This window comes from Bradyrhizobium sp. Mp19 (genome assembly GCF_029952935.1).
Classification (GTDB): Bacteria; Pseudomonadota; Alphaproteobacteria; order Rhizobiales; family Xanthobacteraceae; genus Bradyrhizobium; species Bradyrhizobium elkanii.
In genome coordinates this window covers 193,046-208,287 of the sequence record NZ_JASAUT010000008.1, presented here as the reverse complement: position 1 = coordinate 208,287, position 15,242 = coordinate 193,046, and the positions used below count along the sequence as shown (strand labels likewise).

The 15,242-nt window shown below is 65.1% G+C and carries 14 protein-coding genes; 8 read left to right on the top strand and 6 right to left on the bottom strand.

The genetic code is table 11. The features are described from left to right. Positions 1 to 74 precede the first annotated feature (74 nt). On the bottom strand, positions 75 to 1,631 hold the full coding sequence (locus QJT82_RS13335) for a long-chain fatty acid--CoA ligase (protein ID WP_028344578.1): 1,557 nt from the start codon (positions 1,629 to 1,631) through the stop codon (positions 75 to 77). Next, a complete protein-coding gene (locus QJT82_RS13330) occupies positions 1,561 to 2,355 on the bottom strand; it encodes a TetR/AcrR family transcriptional regulator (protein ID WP_028344579.1) in 795 nt (264 codons plus the stop codon). The genes QJT82_RS13335 and QJT82_RS13330 overlap by 71 nt, the downstream gene beginning before the upstream one ends. Before the next feature lie 95 nt (positions 2,356 to 2,450). Here QJT82_RS13330 and QJT82_RS13325 point away from each other — a divergent pair, with 95 nt between their 5' ends. From QJT82_RS13325 to QJT82_RS13305, 5 genes are all read left to right on the top strand, one after another. Continuing rightward, positions 2,451 to 3,635 (top strand): lipid-transfer protein, encoded by a 1,185-nt coding sequence (locus QJT82_RS13325; protein ID WP_028344580.1) that lies wholly within the window; start codon positions 2,451 to 2,453, stop codon positions 3,633 to 3,635. 8 nt (positions 3,636 to 3,643) lie between these two features. Further along, positions 3,644 to 4,099, top strand: coding sequence for a MaoC family dehydratase N-terminal domain-containing protein (locus QJT82_RS13320; protein WP_028344581.1), 456 nt, complete (start codon positions 3,644 to 3,646; stop codon positions 4,097 to 4,099). After that, positions 4,096 to 4,500 (top strand): MaoC family dehydratase, encoded by a 405-nt coding sequence (locus QJT82_RS13315; RefSeq protein WP_028344582.1) that lies wholly within the window; start codon positions 4,096 to 4,098, stop codon positions 4,498 to 4,500. The genes QJT82_RS13320 and QJT82_RS13315 overlap by 4 nt, the downstream gene beginning before the upstream one ends. An 8-nt stretch (positions 4,501 to 4,508) precedes the next feature. Further along, complete coding sequence (locus QJT82_RS13310) at positions 4,509 to 5,336, top strand: SDR family oxidoreductase (RefSeq protein ID WP_028344583.1); 828 nt, start codon at positions 4,509 to 4,511, stop codon at positions 5,334 to 5,336. Positions 5,337 to 5,415: 79 nt separating this feature from the next. Then, on the top strand, positions 5,416 to 6,561 hold the full coding sequence (locus tag QJT82_RS13305) for an acyl-CoA dehydrogenase family protein (protein WP_028344584.1): 1,146 nt from the start codon (positions 5,416 to 5,418) through the stop codon (positions 6,559 to 6,561). 142 nt (positions 6,562 to 6,703) lie between these two features. On the opposite strand, the gene QJT82_RS13300 is transcribed toward QJT82_RS13305, so the two are convergent. Then, complete coding sequence (locus QJT82_RS13300) at positions 6,704 to 8,194, bottom strand: methyl-accepting chemotaxis protein (protein WP_035633959.1); 1,491 nt, start codon at positions 8,192 to 8,194, stop codon at positions 6,704 to 6,706. Positions 8,195 to 9,087: 893 nt separating this feature from the next. On the opposite strand from QJT82_RS13300, the gene QJT82_RS13295 reads away from it, so the two are divergent. Both QJT82_RS13295 and QJT82_RS13290 read left to right on the top strand, forming a co-directional pair. Next, positions 9,088 to 10,746, top strand: coding sequence for a thiamine pyrophosphate-binding protein (locus QJT82_RS13295; RefSeq protein WP_028344585.1), 1,659 nt, complete (start codon positions 9,088 to 9,090; stop codon positions 10,744 to 10,746). Continuing rightward, on the top strand, positions 10,746 to 12,017 hold the full coding sequence (locus tag QJT82_RS13290) for an FAD-dependent oxidoreductase (protein WP_028344586.1): 1,272 nt from the start codon (positions 10,746 to 10,748) through the stop codon (positions 12,015 to 12,017). The genes QJT82_RS13295 and QJT82_RS13290 overlap by 1 nt, the downstream gene beginning before the upstream one ends. 20 nt (positions 12,018 to 12,037) lie before the next feature. Here QJT82_RS13290 and QJT82_RS13285 read toward each other — a convergent pair whose 3' ends face one another. After that, positions 12,038 to 12,400: a hypothetical protein gene (locus QJT82_RS13285; RefSeq protein ID WP_245288938.1), complete on the bottom strand. Its 363-nt coding sequence runs from the start codon at positions 12,398 to 12,400 to the stop codon at positions 12,038 to 12,040. A gap of 203 nt (positions 12,401 to 12,603) precedes the next feature. On the opposite strand from QJT82_RS13285, the gene QJT82_RS13280 reads away from it, so the two are divergent. Further along, on the top strand, positions 12,604 to 12,975 hold the full coding sequence (locus QJT82_RS13280) for an avidin/streptavidin family protein (RefSeq protein WP_028344587.1): 372 nt from the start codon (positions 12,604 to 12,606) through the stop codon (positions 12,973 to 12,975). A 6-nt stretch (positions 12,976 to 12,981) separates the two neighbouring features. Here the strand turns inward: QJT82_RS13280 and QJT82_RS13275 are convergent, their stop codons facing one another. Both QJT82_RS13275 and QJT82_RS13270 read right to left on the bottom strand, forming a co-directional pair. Continuing rightward, complete coding sequence (locus tag QJT82_RS13275; RefSeq protein WP_028344588.1) at positions 12,982 to 13,170, bottom strand: hypothetical protein; 189 nt, start codon at positions 13,168 to 13,170, stop codon at positions 12,982 to 12,984. Positions 13,171 to 14,023: 853 nt separating this feature from the next. Further along, the gene (locus QJT82_RS13270) at positions 14,024 to 15,004 is read right to left on the bottom strand and encodes an NADPH:quinone oxidoreductase family protein (protein ID WP_028344590.1); all 981 of its coding nucleotides are present in this window, start codon (positions 15,002 to 15,004) and stop codon (positions 14,024 to 14,026) included. Positions 15,005 to 15,242: the final 238 nt, after the last annotated feature.

Here is a 15,242-nt window from a genome sequence, read left to right as displayed (position 1 = left end):
CCCGGAATCTCGAGATTCCGGGTTCGATGCTTCGCATCGCCCCGGAATGACGGGGTGACGTTGAGAGCTGCCCCTCAGCTCACGCGCCGTTCGCGGTTCTCCCAATACGGCTTTCTGAGTTCGCGCTTCAAAATCTTGCCGGCGCCGGAGAGCGGCAGCGGAGTCGCTGTAATGTCGACGCTGCGCGGGCATTTGTAGCCGGCGATCAGCGCCTTGCAGTGCTCCATCAGCTCCTCCGGCGTGGCACTGGCACCGCTCTTCATCACCACGACGGCGTGAACCTGCTCGCCCCAGCGCTCGCTCGGGATGCCGATCACGGCGCATTGCGCCACCGCCGCGTGCTGGGCGAGGGCGTTCTCGACCTCGGCCGAATAGACGTTCTCGCCGCCGGAAATGATCATGTCCTTGACGCGATCGACGACGTAGACGAAGCCGTCCTCGTCCATGTAGCCGCCGTCGCCGGTGTGCATCCAGCCGTCGATCACGGCACGCGCGGTCTCCTCCGGACGCTCCCAATAACCCATCATCACCATGTCGCCGCGCACGGCGATCTCGCCGACGGTGCCCGTCGGCACCACCTTGTCCTCGGCGTCGACGATCTTGACCTCGGCGCCGAGCGTCGCCCGGCCGGCGCCGCGGTGTCGTCCCTTGGCGCGGCCGTCGCCGATATGCTCTTTCCAGTGCAGCAGGGTCGCGATCGGCGACAGCTCGGTCATGCCGTAGGCTTGCGTGAATTCGACATGCGGCAGCGCCTTCATGGCGCGCATCAGCACGGCGTCGCTGATGACGGAGGCGCCGTAGGAGATCCGCTTCAAGGACGAAAGGTCGTAATTGCCGAGCGTCGGATGATCGACGAACATCTGGATCATGGTCGGCACCAGCAGCACGTCGGTGATGCGCTCCTTCTGCACGGCGCTCGCAACGCCGTCGGGCGTAAAGCCCTGGATCACGACGTTGGAGCCGCCGGACAGCAGCACCGAATACATCGCCGCGCCGTTGGCGAGGTGGAACATCGGCGCCGCGTGCAGGTAGATCGTGCTGCTCGGCCACAGGCCTTCGCCGAGCGCGTTGAGCGCGTTGGCCATCAGATTGCCGTGACTCAGCATCACGCCCTTGGAGCGGCCGGTGGTGCCGCCGGTGTAGAAGATGCCGGCGAGATCGTCGCGGCCGCGCATGGCATCCGCCATCGGCGCGCTGCGCGCGATCAGCGTCTCGTAGTTCTCCATGCCGGCGGGCGTGTCACCCTCGTCGGCACAGACCAGCTTCAGGCCGGGGATGGCGCCTGCCAGCGCCGTGCCGACCGGCGCAAACGCCCTGTCGACGAACAGGATCGTTGCGCGGCAGTCGCGCAGCGCGTCCTCGTTCTCGATCGGAGACCAGCGGATGTTGAGCGGCACGATCACGGCGCCGGCCCAGCCGACGGCGAGGTAGAGCTCGAGATAGCGGTCCGAGTTCAACGACAGGATCGCGACGCGGTCGCCGTCCTGGGCGCCGAGGCCGCGGATCGCGGCGGCGAGGCGGGCGACGCGGTCGCCGACTTCGCGCCAGTTGCGCCGCCGCTCACCGCAGACGACGGCGAGCCCGTTTGGATTGACCTGCAGCGCGCGCCGCAGTCCGTGTGTGATGTTCACTCGTCTCCTCCCTTGATGCGTTTCCCTTGTGAGGCGGTTTGTCCGCCTTCTCATGCGCCGTCGTCTTGCGCGTTGATGTCGTTTGCGTTGTCGTTTTGGCGATGCCTTCGGTGAGACGGATCGCGAATTCCTCTGCGACGGCGCGTCCGCTCAGCTCGCCGCCCGGCTGGAACCAGTGGCCGATCCAGTTCAGCGAGCCGGCAATGGCGAAAGCCGCGAGCTTCGGGTCGCACGGTTTCACCGAACCGTCTTCAACGCCCTGTGCGATATAGTCGCGGAAGGCGCGGTCGATCCGCCGCTTCGCCGTCTGCACGATCTTGCGGTTGTCCTCGCTCAGATCGCGGATGTCGAAGCGGACCAGGCTCTTGCCGTAGTCCGCGGTCATCAGCTCGGCATAGCGGACGGTGAGCTTGCGCAGCTTGTCGAGCCCTGAGCCGCCGCCGGCCGACGTTTCGGCAATGCATTCGTCGACCAGCTCATTGCCGATCGACCAGCACTCGAACAGGATCTCGTCCTTGCCGCGGAAGTAGTTGTAGAGCGCGGGCTTGGTGATGTTGAGCCGCTTGGCGACGTCGTTCAGCGTGGCGCGGTGATAGCCCTGTTCGAGGAACAGCGCGACCGCCGTGCGCAGCACCGCCTCGCGCTTCTCGTCGCGGGCGCGGCGCCGGCTTTCGAACGGCAGCCAGGGCGACTCGTTGCTGGAAGAGGGAGAGCTGGCGTCCATCGCGTGGGGTGCTGTCGCATTGACTCCGGAAGATCGCCCGTATATTACCCATCGGTAATAAATAGTCCAGTGGGTAATTTCCGGGAGGACACGCGATGACGTCACGCACCTATGTTGCCGGGGTCGGCATGATCCCCTTCGTCAAGCCCGGCGCCAATGCGCCGTATCACGTGATGGGCGCCGAGGCGGCGAAGCTGGCGCTCGCCGACGCCGGCCTCGACTACGGCCGTGTGCAGCAGGCCTATGTCGGCTATGTCTACGGCGACTCCACCTGCGGCCAGCGCGCGCTCTATCCGGTCGGGATGACTGGCATCCCGATCGTCAACGTCAACAACAACTGTTCGACCGGCTCGACCGCGCTGTTCCTGGCGCGGCAGGCGATCGAGTCGGGCGCGGCCGACTGCGTGATGGCGCTCGGCTTCGAGCAGATGAAGCCCGGCGCGCTCGGCGCCGTGTTCACCGACCGTCCCAGCGCGTTCGACGATTTCGATGCCGCGGCCGACAAGCTGGTCGACGCGCCCGGCGTGCCGCTGGCGCTGCGCTATTTCGGCGGCGCCGGCCTCAGCCACATGAAGAAATACGGCACGCCGCTCTCCGCCTTTGCAAAAGTGCGCGCCAAGGCGAGCCGGCATGCCAAGAACAATCCGCTGGCCCTGTTCCGGAAAGAGGTAACCGCCGACGACGTGATGAACGACCAGGTGATCTGGCCCGGCGTGATGACGCGGTTGATGGCGTGCCCACCGACCTGCGGCGGCGCCGCCGCGATCCTGGTCTCGGAGAAATTCGCCGACCAGCACGGCCTCAACAAGCAGGTCCGCATCGCCGCGCAGGCGATGACCACGGATACGCCGTCGACCTTCGGTGCGTCAGACATGATGCAGGTGGTCGGCTACGACATGGCGCGCGATGCCGCGCGCAAGGTCTATGAGGCCGCCGGCATCGGGCCTGATGATCTCGACGTCGTCGAGCTGCACGACTGCTTCGCGCACAACGAGCTGATCACCTATGAGGGGCTTGGCCTGTGCGGCGAGGGTGAGGCCGCGAAATTCATCGACGACGGCGACAACTCCTATGGCGGCAGGATCGTCACCAACCCGTCCGGCGGGCTGCTGTCGAAGGGCCATCCGCTCGGCGCCACCGGACTTGCGCAGTGCTATGAGCTGACGCGGCAGCTGCGCGGCACCGCTGCGGCGACGCAGGTGGAGGGCGCGCGGATCGGCTTGCAGCACAATCTCGGCCTCGGCGGCGCCTGCGTCGTGACGCTCTACGAACGCGCCTGAGGCCGCCCATGGTCGATCAATCCGCTGTCGGGCGTACATTCACGCCCGTGACCGCGCGCGTCGAGCCGGGGCGCCTGCGCTTCTTCCTCGATACGCTCGGCGAGACGAATGCCGTCTATCGCGACGAGACGGCCGCGCAGGCGGCCGGCTTCACGGCGGCACCGGTACCGCCGACCTATCTGTTCTGCCTCGAGATGATGGATGCACCCGACCCGTTCGAGTTCCTCACGGCGCTCGACATCGATCTGGCCCGCGTGCTGCACGGCGAGCAGCGCTTCGACTATCACGCGCCCGTGGTGGTCGGCGACACGCTGACGTTCCGCCCGCGCGTCACTGGCGTGACCGACAAGAAGGGCGGAGCGATGACGCTGATCGTGGTCGACACCCCCGTCACCAACCAGAACGGCGTCCATGTTGCCGATGTCTCGCGCACCGTCGTGGTGCGCAATGCGAGGCCGTCATGACCAGCTCTCCCTCTGTCGGCGATATCATCGTCCACAAGGAGTTTCCGGCGATCAGCCGGCATCGCCTGGCGCTGTATTGCGGCGCCTCGGGCGATCACAACCCGATCCATGTCGATATCGATTTCGCGAAGGCGGCCGGCTTTCCCGACGTGTTCGCGCACGGCATGCTGGTGATGGGCTATCTCGGCCAGGCGCTGACCGACGCGGTGGCGCCGTCGCGCATCCGCTCCTTCTCGACCCGCTTTGCCGCGATCACCCAGCTCGGCGCGCAGCTGACCTGCGAGGGCACGGTGACCGAGCTGAACGAGCAGGGCGGTGAGAAGCGCGCAAAACTCGCGCTGACGACGAAGGATCAGAACGGCGAGATCAAGCTCGCCGGGGAAGCCATTATCGCGCTTTAGGAGAGATCATGTCGAAACTGCAAGGCAAAGTCGCGCTCGTCTCAGGCTCCGGCCGCGGCATCGGGCGGGCGATTGCGCTGAAACTCGCCGGCGAGGGCGCGCGCGTCGTGGTCAACGATCTCGATGCCGAGCCGGGCGATGCGGTCGTTGCCGAGATCAAGGCCATGGGCGGCGAGGCGATCGCGGTCAATGGCAGCGTGACCGAAGCCGGCTTTGCCGACCGCTTCGTCGGCAGCGCGATCGATCGGTTCGGCGGTCTCGACATCATCGTCAACAATGCCGGCTACACCTGGGACTCGACGATCCAGAAGATGACCGACGAGCAGTTCCAGGCGATGCTTGACGTCCATCTGGTCGCACCGTTCCGCATCATGCGCGCGGCGTCGGAGCCGATCCGGGTGATGGCGAAGAGGGAGGCCGAGGCGGGCCGCGAGGTGTTCCGCAAGGTCGTTAACATCTCCTCGATCGCGGGCCTCTACGGCAATGCCGGGCAGGCGAGCTATTCGTCCGCCAAAGCCTCGCTGATCGGGCTGACGCGCACGATGTGCAAGGAGTGGGGCCGCTACAAGGTCAACGTCAATTGCGTCGCGTTCGGCCTGATCAACACCCGCCTGACCCAGCCGATCGAGAGCCAGCAGAAGACCATCGACGTCGCCGGCCGCGACATCAAGGTCGGCGTCCAGCCGCAGATGCTGGAAGCGATGGGCCGCATGATCCCGCTCGGCCGCGGCGGCACGCCGGAGGAGGCGGCCGATGCGGTCTATCTGTTCTGCGCTCCGGAATCGAACTACATCAGTGGTCAGGTGATCGTCGCCGGCGGCGGTCTGCTGATTTGACGAGAGCGTTTTCAAGCGAAGTGGGTACCGGTTCGCGTCAAGAAAACGCGTCAAAGAAAGAATGCGTAGCGAGGGCAGAATGCACTACCGATCGTCCTGGATGACCGAGGAGCTGGACACCTTCCGCGACCAGTTCCGCAGATTCCTAGCCAAGGATCTGGCGCCGCACGCCGAAAAATGGCGCGAGCAGAAGCTGGTCGACCGCTCGGCCTGGCGCGCGCTCGGCGAAATGGGCGCGTTGCTGCCGAGCGTGCCCGAGGCCTATGGCGGCTTAGGAGCCAGCTTCGCGTATGACGCCGCCGTGCTCGATGACCTCGAGAGCACGGTGCCGGAACTGACCACCGGCGTCTCCGTGCACAGCGCGATCGTCGCGCATTACATCGTCAACTACGGCTCGGAGGAGCAGAAGAAGCGCTGGCTGCCGAAGATGGCGTCGGGCGAGATGGTCGGCGCCATCGCGATGACCGAGCCCGGCACCGGCTCCGATCTGCAAGCCGTCAAGACCACGGCGAAGAAGCAGGGCAATTCCTACGTCATCAACGGCCAGAAGACATTTATCACCAACGGCCAAGCCGCCGATCTCGTCATCGTGGTGGCGCGGACCGGGGCTCCGGGCGCCAAGGGCATCTCGTTGATTGTCGTCGAAACCGCAGGCGCCGAGGGCTACCGGCGCGGACGCAACCTCGACAAGATCGGGCTGCACGCATCAGACACGTCGGAGCTGTTCTTCGATAACGTCACGGTGCCGCCGGAAAACCTGCTGGGGGGCGAGGAGGGCAACGGCTTCGTGCAGCTGATGCAGCAATTGCCGCAGGAGCGGCTGTCGCTCGCGATCGGCGCGGTTGCCGCGATGGAGCGCGCGGTCAGGATCACCGCCGAATACACCAAGGAGCGCACCGCGTTCGGCAAGCCGCTGCTTGAATTCCAGAACACCGCCTTCAAGCTCGCCGAGCGCAAGACCGAGGCGATGATCGCCCGCGTGTTCGTCGACTGGTGCGTCGAGCGCCTGGTGGCCGGCGATCTCGACACCGTGACGGCGTCGATGGCGAAATGGTGGTGCTCGCAGAAGCAGGTCGAGACCGCGGACGAATGCCTGCAGCTGCATGGCGGATACGGCTACATGCAGGAATATCCGATCTCGCGCATGTTCATCGATTCCCGGATCCAGAAGATCTATGGCGGCACCAACGAGATCATGAAGCTCCTGATCGCGCGCTCGCTTTGAAACTTCTTCACTGTCATTCCGGGCATGCGAAGCATGAACCCGGAATCTCGAGCCGCAATTTCGAGATTCCGGGTTCGATGCTCGCGCATCGCCCCGAAATGACGCGGAGAGGTGAGTGCGCGCTCATGTCCTTCGCGCGCCGCTACATCGCGCGCACGTTCTTGAGGAACTTGTCGACCTGAACTTCCAGCTCGGAGGCGTTGCTGGCGAGCTCTCCGGAGGCCGCCAGCACGTTCTCGGCGGCCTTGCTGGCATCGTCGATCGCCTTGGTCGTGCCGTTGATGTTTGCGGTGACCTCCTTGGTGGCCGCGGCCTGTTCCTCGACGGCGCTGGCGATCACGGTCGAGATCTCGCTGATCTGGACGATGACCTGTGAAATCGCCTTCAGCGCCGTGGCGGTGTTGCCGGTCGCGGCCTGCATCTCGTTGATCTGCGCCGAAATGTCTTCCGTGGCCTTGGCGGTCTGGTTGGCCAGCGCCTTCACCTCGGAGGCGACGACGGCGAAGCCGCGTCCGGCCTCGCCGGCGCGCGCGGACTCGATGGTTGCGTTGAGCGCAAGCAGGTTGGTCTGGCCGGCGATCTGGCTGATCAGCGCGACGACGTCGCCGATCTTCTGCGCCATGGTCACGAGGCCCGCGACCAGCTTGTCGGACTTTTCGGCTTCGTCGACCGCCATGCGGGCGATGCGACTCGCCTCGGCCACCTGGCGGCTGATCTCGTTGACCGAGGACGACAGCTCCTCGGACGCGGACGCCGCGCTCGCCGAGCGCTGATTGACGAATTCGGCGGTCGTCGTCAGCGATCGCGCCGTGCCCTGCATTTGCGTCGAGGCCGACGCCAGCATCCCGGCAAGCCCCTTCACATCCTTCTCGAAATCGTCGGCCAGCTTCACATTGCCTGTCACGACCGACCAGCTCAGCATCGCGCCGGTGTAGTTGCCGCGCTTGTCGGTCAGCCCGGAGACCCGCAGGTCGAGCGTTTCCGGACCGAGCTTGATCTTGGCCGCATGCGGCAGGTTCTTGGGATCACCGACGATGCGGCGCTGGTGCGCCGGGTTCTTGTGGAAGATGTCGAACGAGTTGCCGAGGATCTTGTCCGGCGCCACCGGAAGCAGGTGCTTCACGGTGTCGAGCGTCTTGAGGCTGGTCTGGTTGATGTAGGTGATGTTGAAATCGGTGTCGCACATCATGATGTTGATCGGCATGTTGTCGAGCATCTGCAACAGCCGTTCGGTCTGGGTTTCAAGCCGCGCCTTCTCGGTCGCGAGCTCCCAGGTCAGCATCGGGCCGGTGTAACGGCCGCGCGAATTGGTCATCGCCGTCACGGTGAGATCGAGCGTCTCGCCGCCGATGGTGATGCGCGCCCTGTGCGGCAGGTTCTTCGGGTCGGACAGCAGCCGGCGCTGATGCTGCGGGTTCTTGTGAAAGATATCGATCGATTGCCCGATCAGCGCGTCGACCTTCACCGGCAGGACATGCTCGATCTTCTTGAGGTTCTGCCGCGTCGACTCGTTGATGTAGGTGATTTTGAAATTGTCCAGCTCGCAAAGCATGACACTGATCGGCATGTCGTCGAACAGCCGGTACGAACTGTCCGAGCCGACGACGCCTGCGACGCTCTTCATCCCCAACATGCATTGCCTCCAGCCTTGATAATGATCTTGGTGAATTGAAACGGTGCACCTGATCGGCAGCGGAATGCCTTCCGCCGCCGGCCCCACGCAGGTGCGCGACACGATTTACAATTTCTGACTGCGCGGAACGGTAGGCGATTCGAGTTCCACCAAGAAGGGCGTGCAATGCGCCGCGTGCGCTCGCGCAAGGTCGAACGCGCGATGCGCGCGATGAGCGCCGCCGAAAACGTCGCGCAACACCGCGATTTGCTGTGAAATCCGCGCGACCCTGCGGCGAAGATGCGAAGCGGCCGATCGCTGCACCGTAGTCTTACGGAAGCAGACGCGTGCGCTCCCAATGATTGTTATCGTGCACATAACGTGGTGGCTCATGCAGATTGTGCCACGCCATCGCGCGCAGCGAAGAGCTCTTGGCTGCAATCGTCTCGGCGGCCGCGCGCTGTCGGTCTTTGGGATGTGGCGCGCGAGCATTTTTCCGCCTGCGCTCTGTTGCGGCGATCGGCAACCTCGCGATGATCGCGAGGTTGCCTCATCGTCAATGGAAGTATTATTGAAAGAAGCACGCACAGGTTGAAAATGTCGCGAGAGACCCGATTGAGGCCGCAGACCGGCGTCGTGACATCGGTCCCGCTTGAGCGCGACGAGATCGCTCTGGACCCGGCCGACGGTGGCCTGCGTTGCTTGCCGGCCGGCGGCTTCAATCCTGCCGGCGATCGTCCGCTCTGCGGAAATCGATGACGAAACAGCGTTGCCCATTGCCTACCGCATGGCTTGGCGCCGCTACGCCCGCGAGACGCAGCTTCGGCCTTGCACCCCATTTCCGTCTATCATACCCCGTGGGACCACGATCCGCGCGAAGCTCAAACGCGCGCCAGTACTTGCAGGGAGCCCTCATGACCAAAAGCAATGCCCGCACCGGAGGCCAGATCCTGATCGACCAGTTGGTCGCGCAAGGGGTGGAGCGCGTCACCTGTGTGCCGGGCGAGAGCTATCTGGCGGCGCTCGACGCCTTGCACGACAGCGCGATCGACGTCGTGATCTGCCGCGCCGAGGGCGGCGCCGCGATGATGGCGGAGGCCTATGGCAAGCTGACGGGACGTCCGGGCATCTGCTTCGTCACCCGCGGTCCGGGCTCGACCAATGCCGCCCATGGCGTGCACATCGCGATGCAGGACTCCACCCCGATGATCCTGTTCGTCGGCCAGGTCGACACCGGCATGCGCGAGCGCGAGGCGTTCCAGGAACTCGACTACAAGGCGGTGTTCGGCACCATGGCGAAATGGGCGGTCGAGATCGATCGTCCGGATCGGATTCCGGAACTGGTCGCGCGCGCCTTCCGCGTCGCGCTGCAGGGCCGGCCCGGTCCGGTGGTGATCTCGCTGCCGGAGAACATGCTGACTGAAGCCGCGGCGGTCGCCGACGCGCCGAAGGTCGAGCCTGTGGCGAGCTGGCCGGCGCCGGCCGATCTCGGGCACCTCGGCAGCATGCTCGCCGGCGCCAGGGCGCCGATCGTGGTGCTCGGCGGCTCGGCCTGGACCGCGGAGGCCGCCAAGGGCATCGCGCGCTTCGCCGAGCGCTTCGACCTGCCGGTTACAACCTCGTTCCGCCGCGCCTCGCTGTTCGATGCCGACCACTCGCATTATGCCGGCGATCTCGGCATCGGCCCGAGCCCGAAGCTCCGGGATCGCATCACCGGCGCCGATGTCATTCTGTTGATCGGCGGCCGCATGTCGGAAATGCCGTCCTCGTCCTACACGCTGCTCGACATTCCGGTGCCGAGCCAGAAGCTGATCCATGTCCATCCCGGCGCCGAAGAGCTCGGCCGCGTCTACCAGCCGGCGCTCGCAATCCAGGCGACGCCCGCAGCCTTCGCCGCCGCGGTCGAGACCATGAAGCCCGCGGCCGCGCCCGCCTGGAAGGGTGAGGCGGCCAAGGCGCACGCGGATTACCTCGCCTGGACCGACAAGCCGCGCGAGCTGCCGGGCAGCTTCCAGTATGGCGAGGTCGTGACCTGGCTGCGCGATCGGCTGCCGAAGGATGCCATTGTTTGCAACGGCGCCGGAAATTATGCCGGCTGGATCCACCGCCACCATCGCTTCCACGCGTTCGCCGCGCAGCTCGCGCCGACCTCGGGTTCGATGGGCTACGGCGTGCCGGCGGCTGTGATGGCCAAGCGGCATCATCCGGACCGCGTCGTCGTGGCGTTCGCCGGCGACGGCTGCTTCCTGATGAACGGGCAGGAGTTCGCCACCGCCGTGCAGTATGACGCGCCGCTTATCGTCGTCGTCATCGACAACGCGCAATACGGCACCATCCGTATGCATCAGGAGCGCGACTATCCGGGCCGCGTCGTCGGCACCCAGCTCAAGAACCCGGACTTCGCGCTTTATGCCAAGGCGTTCGGCGGCCATGGCGAGCGTGTCGAGCGCACCGAAGACTTCGCGCCCGCGTTCGAGCGCGCTCTGGCCTCCGGCAAGCCCGCGATCCTGCACTGCCTGGTCGATCAGCGCGCGCTGTCGGTCGGTAAAGACTTCGTGCAGGCTGCGAACTGATGCCTGAGTCCACCGGCCGTCGGGTCGCGATCATCGGGGCCGGCGCCGTCGGCGTGATCAGCGCCATCGAGGCGCTGCGCGCGGGCCACAGCGTCACGCTGATCGATCCGGGCGAGCCCGGCGGCACGCAGGCCGCGAGCTACGGCAATGCCGGCTGGCTGTCGTCGCATTCGGTGATCCCGCCGGCCGAGCCGGGCACCTGGAAGAAGGTGCCGGGCTATCTGATGGATCCGCTCGGTCCGCTGGCGATCCGCTGGTCGTACCTGCCGAAGGCCTTGCCCTGGCTGGTCAAGTATCTGCTGTCGAGCCGGACCGAGGCGCAGGTCGAGGCCACCGCGCGGGCGATGCGCAATCTCCTGAAGGACGCGCCGCTGCTGCACAGGCAACTCGCCGAGGAAGCCGGCGTGGCCGAATTGATCGAGCGGCGCGGGGTGATGCATGTGTTTCCCTCGCGCGCGCCATTCGACCGCGATCTCGGTTGGCGCATCCACAAGCGCGTCGGCATCGAATGGCTGGAGCTCGATGAAGACGAGATGCGCCAGCGCGAGCCCGATCTGCATCCGCGCTACAAATTCGGCGTCGTGGTGGAGGAGGCGGGACGCTGCCGCGATCCCGGCGCCTATGTCGCGGCGCTCGCCGCCCACGCCATCGCTGATGGCGCCGAGCGCGTCGCCGCCAAGGCCACGGGCCTCAGGCTTGGCGGCAACAAGCTGGTCGCCGTGGTCACCGAGAGCGGCGAGATCGCCTGCGACGCGGCTGTCGTCGCCGCGGGCGCGCGCTCCAGGCAACTGACCGCCTCGATCGGCGATCCGCTGCCGCTGGAGACCGAGCGCGGCTATCACGTCATGATCGAGAATCCGGAATCCGGCCCGCGCAATTCGATGATGGCCTCGGATGCCAAGATGGTTGTCAACTGGACCGACAAGGGCCTGCGAGCCGCCGGTACGGTGGAGATCGCGGGGCTTGACGCCGCGCCGAACTGGAAGCGCGCTGAAATCCTGCGCGAGCATCTCTTCAGCATGTTCCCGAAGCTGCCGAGGGATATTCCGCCATCGCGAATCAAGACCTGGTTCGGCCATCGGCCGAGCATGCCGGACGGGCGCCCCTGCATCGGTTATGCCCGTGCCACGCGCGACGTGGTTTACGCCTTCGGCCACGGCCATGTCGGCCTGGTCGGATCGGCCCGCACCGGCCGGCTGGTCGCGCAACTCCTGAGCGGCAAGGCGCCGGAGATTCCGCTCGCCCCGTTTGCGCCCTCGCGCTTCCTGTAGGAAGGAGCGGCGGCGAAGCCTCAGCTGTCGCCGGCCCAGGCCGTGATCGCGGCCGGCGCGATCACGCGTCTCGGTATGTGCGGATTGATCGTTCCGGCGCTGACGTCCTGCGTCTGGACGAGCAGGGTGCGTGCAAACGCCTTGGCATCCTGCTCGGTCGTGAAGGTACGGGTCTGGCGCGCGAAGCGGTGATGTCCGGCGTCAGGATTTCGCATGGCGAACGAGACGTACCAGATGGCCTTGTCGGTCTTCATCGCGCCTCTTTGGTGGTAATCCGCCCGCGCGATCGCGACGTCGTGCTCGATGCTCGATGTGCAAAAAGTGCCAAGACAAAGAATCCTGAAATACAACACATTGCGGCGAATAGGCTCCTCGGCGAACAAGCAATGCTACAGGATCGGCACGTCTACCGATACTGGCGGCATATTACCTGTCAACCGATGGGTGAAATGACAATGCGCCGTTGCGACGTTGGTTCCATCCGGCAAATTGCCACGCCCTCCCATGACCTGGCGACGTTCGGAACGTCGATTTCCTGGGAAAGTTGTCCCGCTCGTTCGAAGGCATGCTTTACCGGGAGGACGAGATGACGTGGGTCGGCAGGTGGAAAAACCAATACGGTTCGATCGTCGAGATCACCAGCGAAGCGGATGGCCGCATCGAGGGGACGTTTCGAACCGCGCTGGCCGATAGCGGCTTCTACGGCCAGACGGTCGCAATCGTCGGCGTCCACCAAGGCAATTGCATCGGATTTTCGTCGGTCGGTTCGTCGGCGACTGGCGATCGTGTGGTCTCCTATACCGGCTTGCTTCGCGATCAAAAAATCGAAACGGCGTGGTTTGTCGTGTCGGACAAGGCGCTGGTCGCGGCCCGAGAGGGTGAAGCGGCGGCCCTGAAGTCCGTGAACTGGTGGCGAGCTGTCACGACAAGTGTCGATACGTTCGAACGGACGACGTAGGCCTCGCTAGATGACTTGGTCCTCCTTGCGTGCTGCGTTGATGGTCTCCTCCACCTCGGTGGCAAGGGCCGTGAGATGTTCGGCGAGCTTGCTGAACAGCTCGCGCTTGCGCAAGTCAGTCGCCAGGTCGCGGATCAACGCACACTCCGCCGCGTCGCGGCGAAGCTTTTCGAGATGCGAGAGCATGTCCTGCATTTTTCGTCCCCGAATGCCGTAGTCCGCAACGCTAAGGCGGCACAGAACCTCGCAACAATAACCTGTGATACTTTTCGCGAACCTTGGCGAGGGTCGCGTATCTTTCCGATCCTCAAGTCGAGCTTGGCTTGCGAGACCGGCTTCTCCAGGAGGTCGGCGCCCCTCCCGCAGCTTGCTGCTCGTCATTCGTCAGTCTGTGGGCTCAATCAATTCGTTCGGCTTTTCAGAATTTAACTTGACGGATGACCCAACTCAGATGTTCAATACATCCGTCTCACCCGATCGAGGGGCGCTTCGCGATCGTCACGAACGCGGCGTGGGATGCGGTGGACGCCGAGCATGTGCGCGACGACATGCATGTGAGGCGGACGGCGAAATCGTGTGGTCCTGACGCCCTAGCGGCAGGTGTCTCTTCGCATTGCGCGGTGCGCGTTGTGAAGACGGTGACAAACAAGCCCAGTCTCACCGGGGAGAGCACGTATAAGCCGTAACCCATCGCGCAGGGAAAGCCGGGTTGTTTCCGGTTACACCTGTGGTCCTACCTCCCGCGTTTTTTATTACGCGGGACCCATGGGTGCGATCGGCACCCGGCTTTCCCTGCGCCCTCTGCTTCCAGAGCGGCGAAACGAAAAGCAAAGCTCGGACAGATCATGTCGCGAGAATGCGGTTGTTTGACTAACAGACCGCGCAACACATTCAGTGTCGTCCCTGCGAAAGCAGGGACCCATACGCCGCGGCGGATGTCGTGAACAGAGCTCGTCATTCCAGCGAAGCACACCAATCAACGCTTGTGGTTATGGGTCCCTGCTTTCGCAGGGACGACAGCGAGGATGAGGCGATAGCGCTGCCTCTCTCACGATCCGATCCGCACCACCATCTTGCCGAGCGCGGCGCGGGTCTGCATCGTGGTGAAGGCTGCGCGAAAGTCCTCGAACGCGAACACCTTGCCGACCACAGGCGTGAGCCGGCCATCGTTCAGCCATGCCGACAATTGCGTCATCACGCGCGCCTGCGCTTCGGGCTCGCGGCGCGAGATCTGGGCGGCATCGACGCCGATCAGGAGGCCGCCCTTGAGGAGCGGCAGATTGAACGGCAAAGCGGGGATGCTGCCGGCCGCGAAGCCGACCACGACGTGGCGGCCGTTCCAGGCGATCGAGCGGAACGCCTGCAGCGAGACCTCGCCGCCGACCGGATCGAAGATCACGTCGGGGCCGTGGCCGCTGGTCGCGTCCTTCAGCGCGTCGCGCCAGTCGGGCCTCGTGTAGTCGACGACCGCGTCGGCACCGAAGCTTGCGGCGAAGTGGCGCTTCTCCTCCGTCGAGGCCGCGGCGACGACGCGCGCGCCAAGCAGCTTGCCGACTTGAATGGCGACGATGCCGGTGCCGCCGGCGGCGCCGAGCACCAGCAGTTGCTCGCCGGCCTTGAGCGAGCCGCGTTCGCCGAGTGCATAGAGCGCGGTGAGGTAATTGGTGCGAAAGGCCGCGGCGGCCTCCATCGACAGTCCGTCGGGCATAATCTCGACGGCGTCGGGCGGCACCACGATATGCTCGGCCAGCGCGCCCGAGCGCGCCGCGCCCATCACCCGCATGCCCGCCGCGATGCCGGCGACATCGCCTGCGACCGCATCGACCACGCCGGCGAATTCCGCGCCCGGCGTAAAGGGCAGGGCATCCTTGGTCTGGTAGCGGCCCTCGATCTTCAGCCCATCGACAAAGCCGATGCTCGCGGCGTGGACCCGGACGCGGATCTGTCCGGGGCCGGGTTCGGGGGTGCCGATCTCCCTCAGCTCGATCTGATCGATGGGTGCGTATTGCTCGACGACGACCGCCTTCATCCTGTCCTGCTCATTGGTTGGTTTCCTCGCGGGCCTTTTCCGTTCCGATTGAATCGGAACGGGGCCCTGGTTTCTTGTGTTGACGCGTTCTCTTCACGCGAGCCGGTAGCCAGTTCGCGCAAAAACGCTTCCGGCAATCCTATCCCATGTCCGTTGTTCTACGGGGAGGGGTTTTGTGCATGCGACGGCAGGCTCGCTTGCGGAAAGCCAGCATCTTCAACGACATCGCGAAAAGACC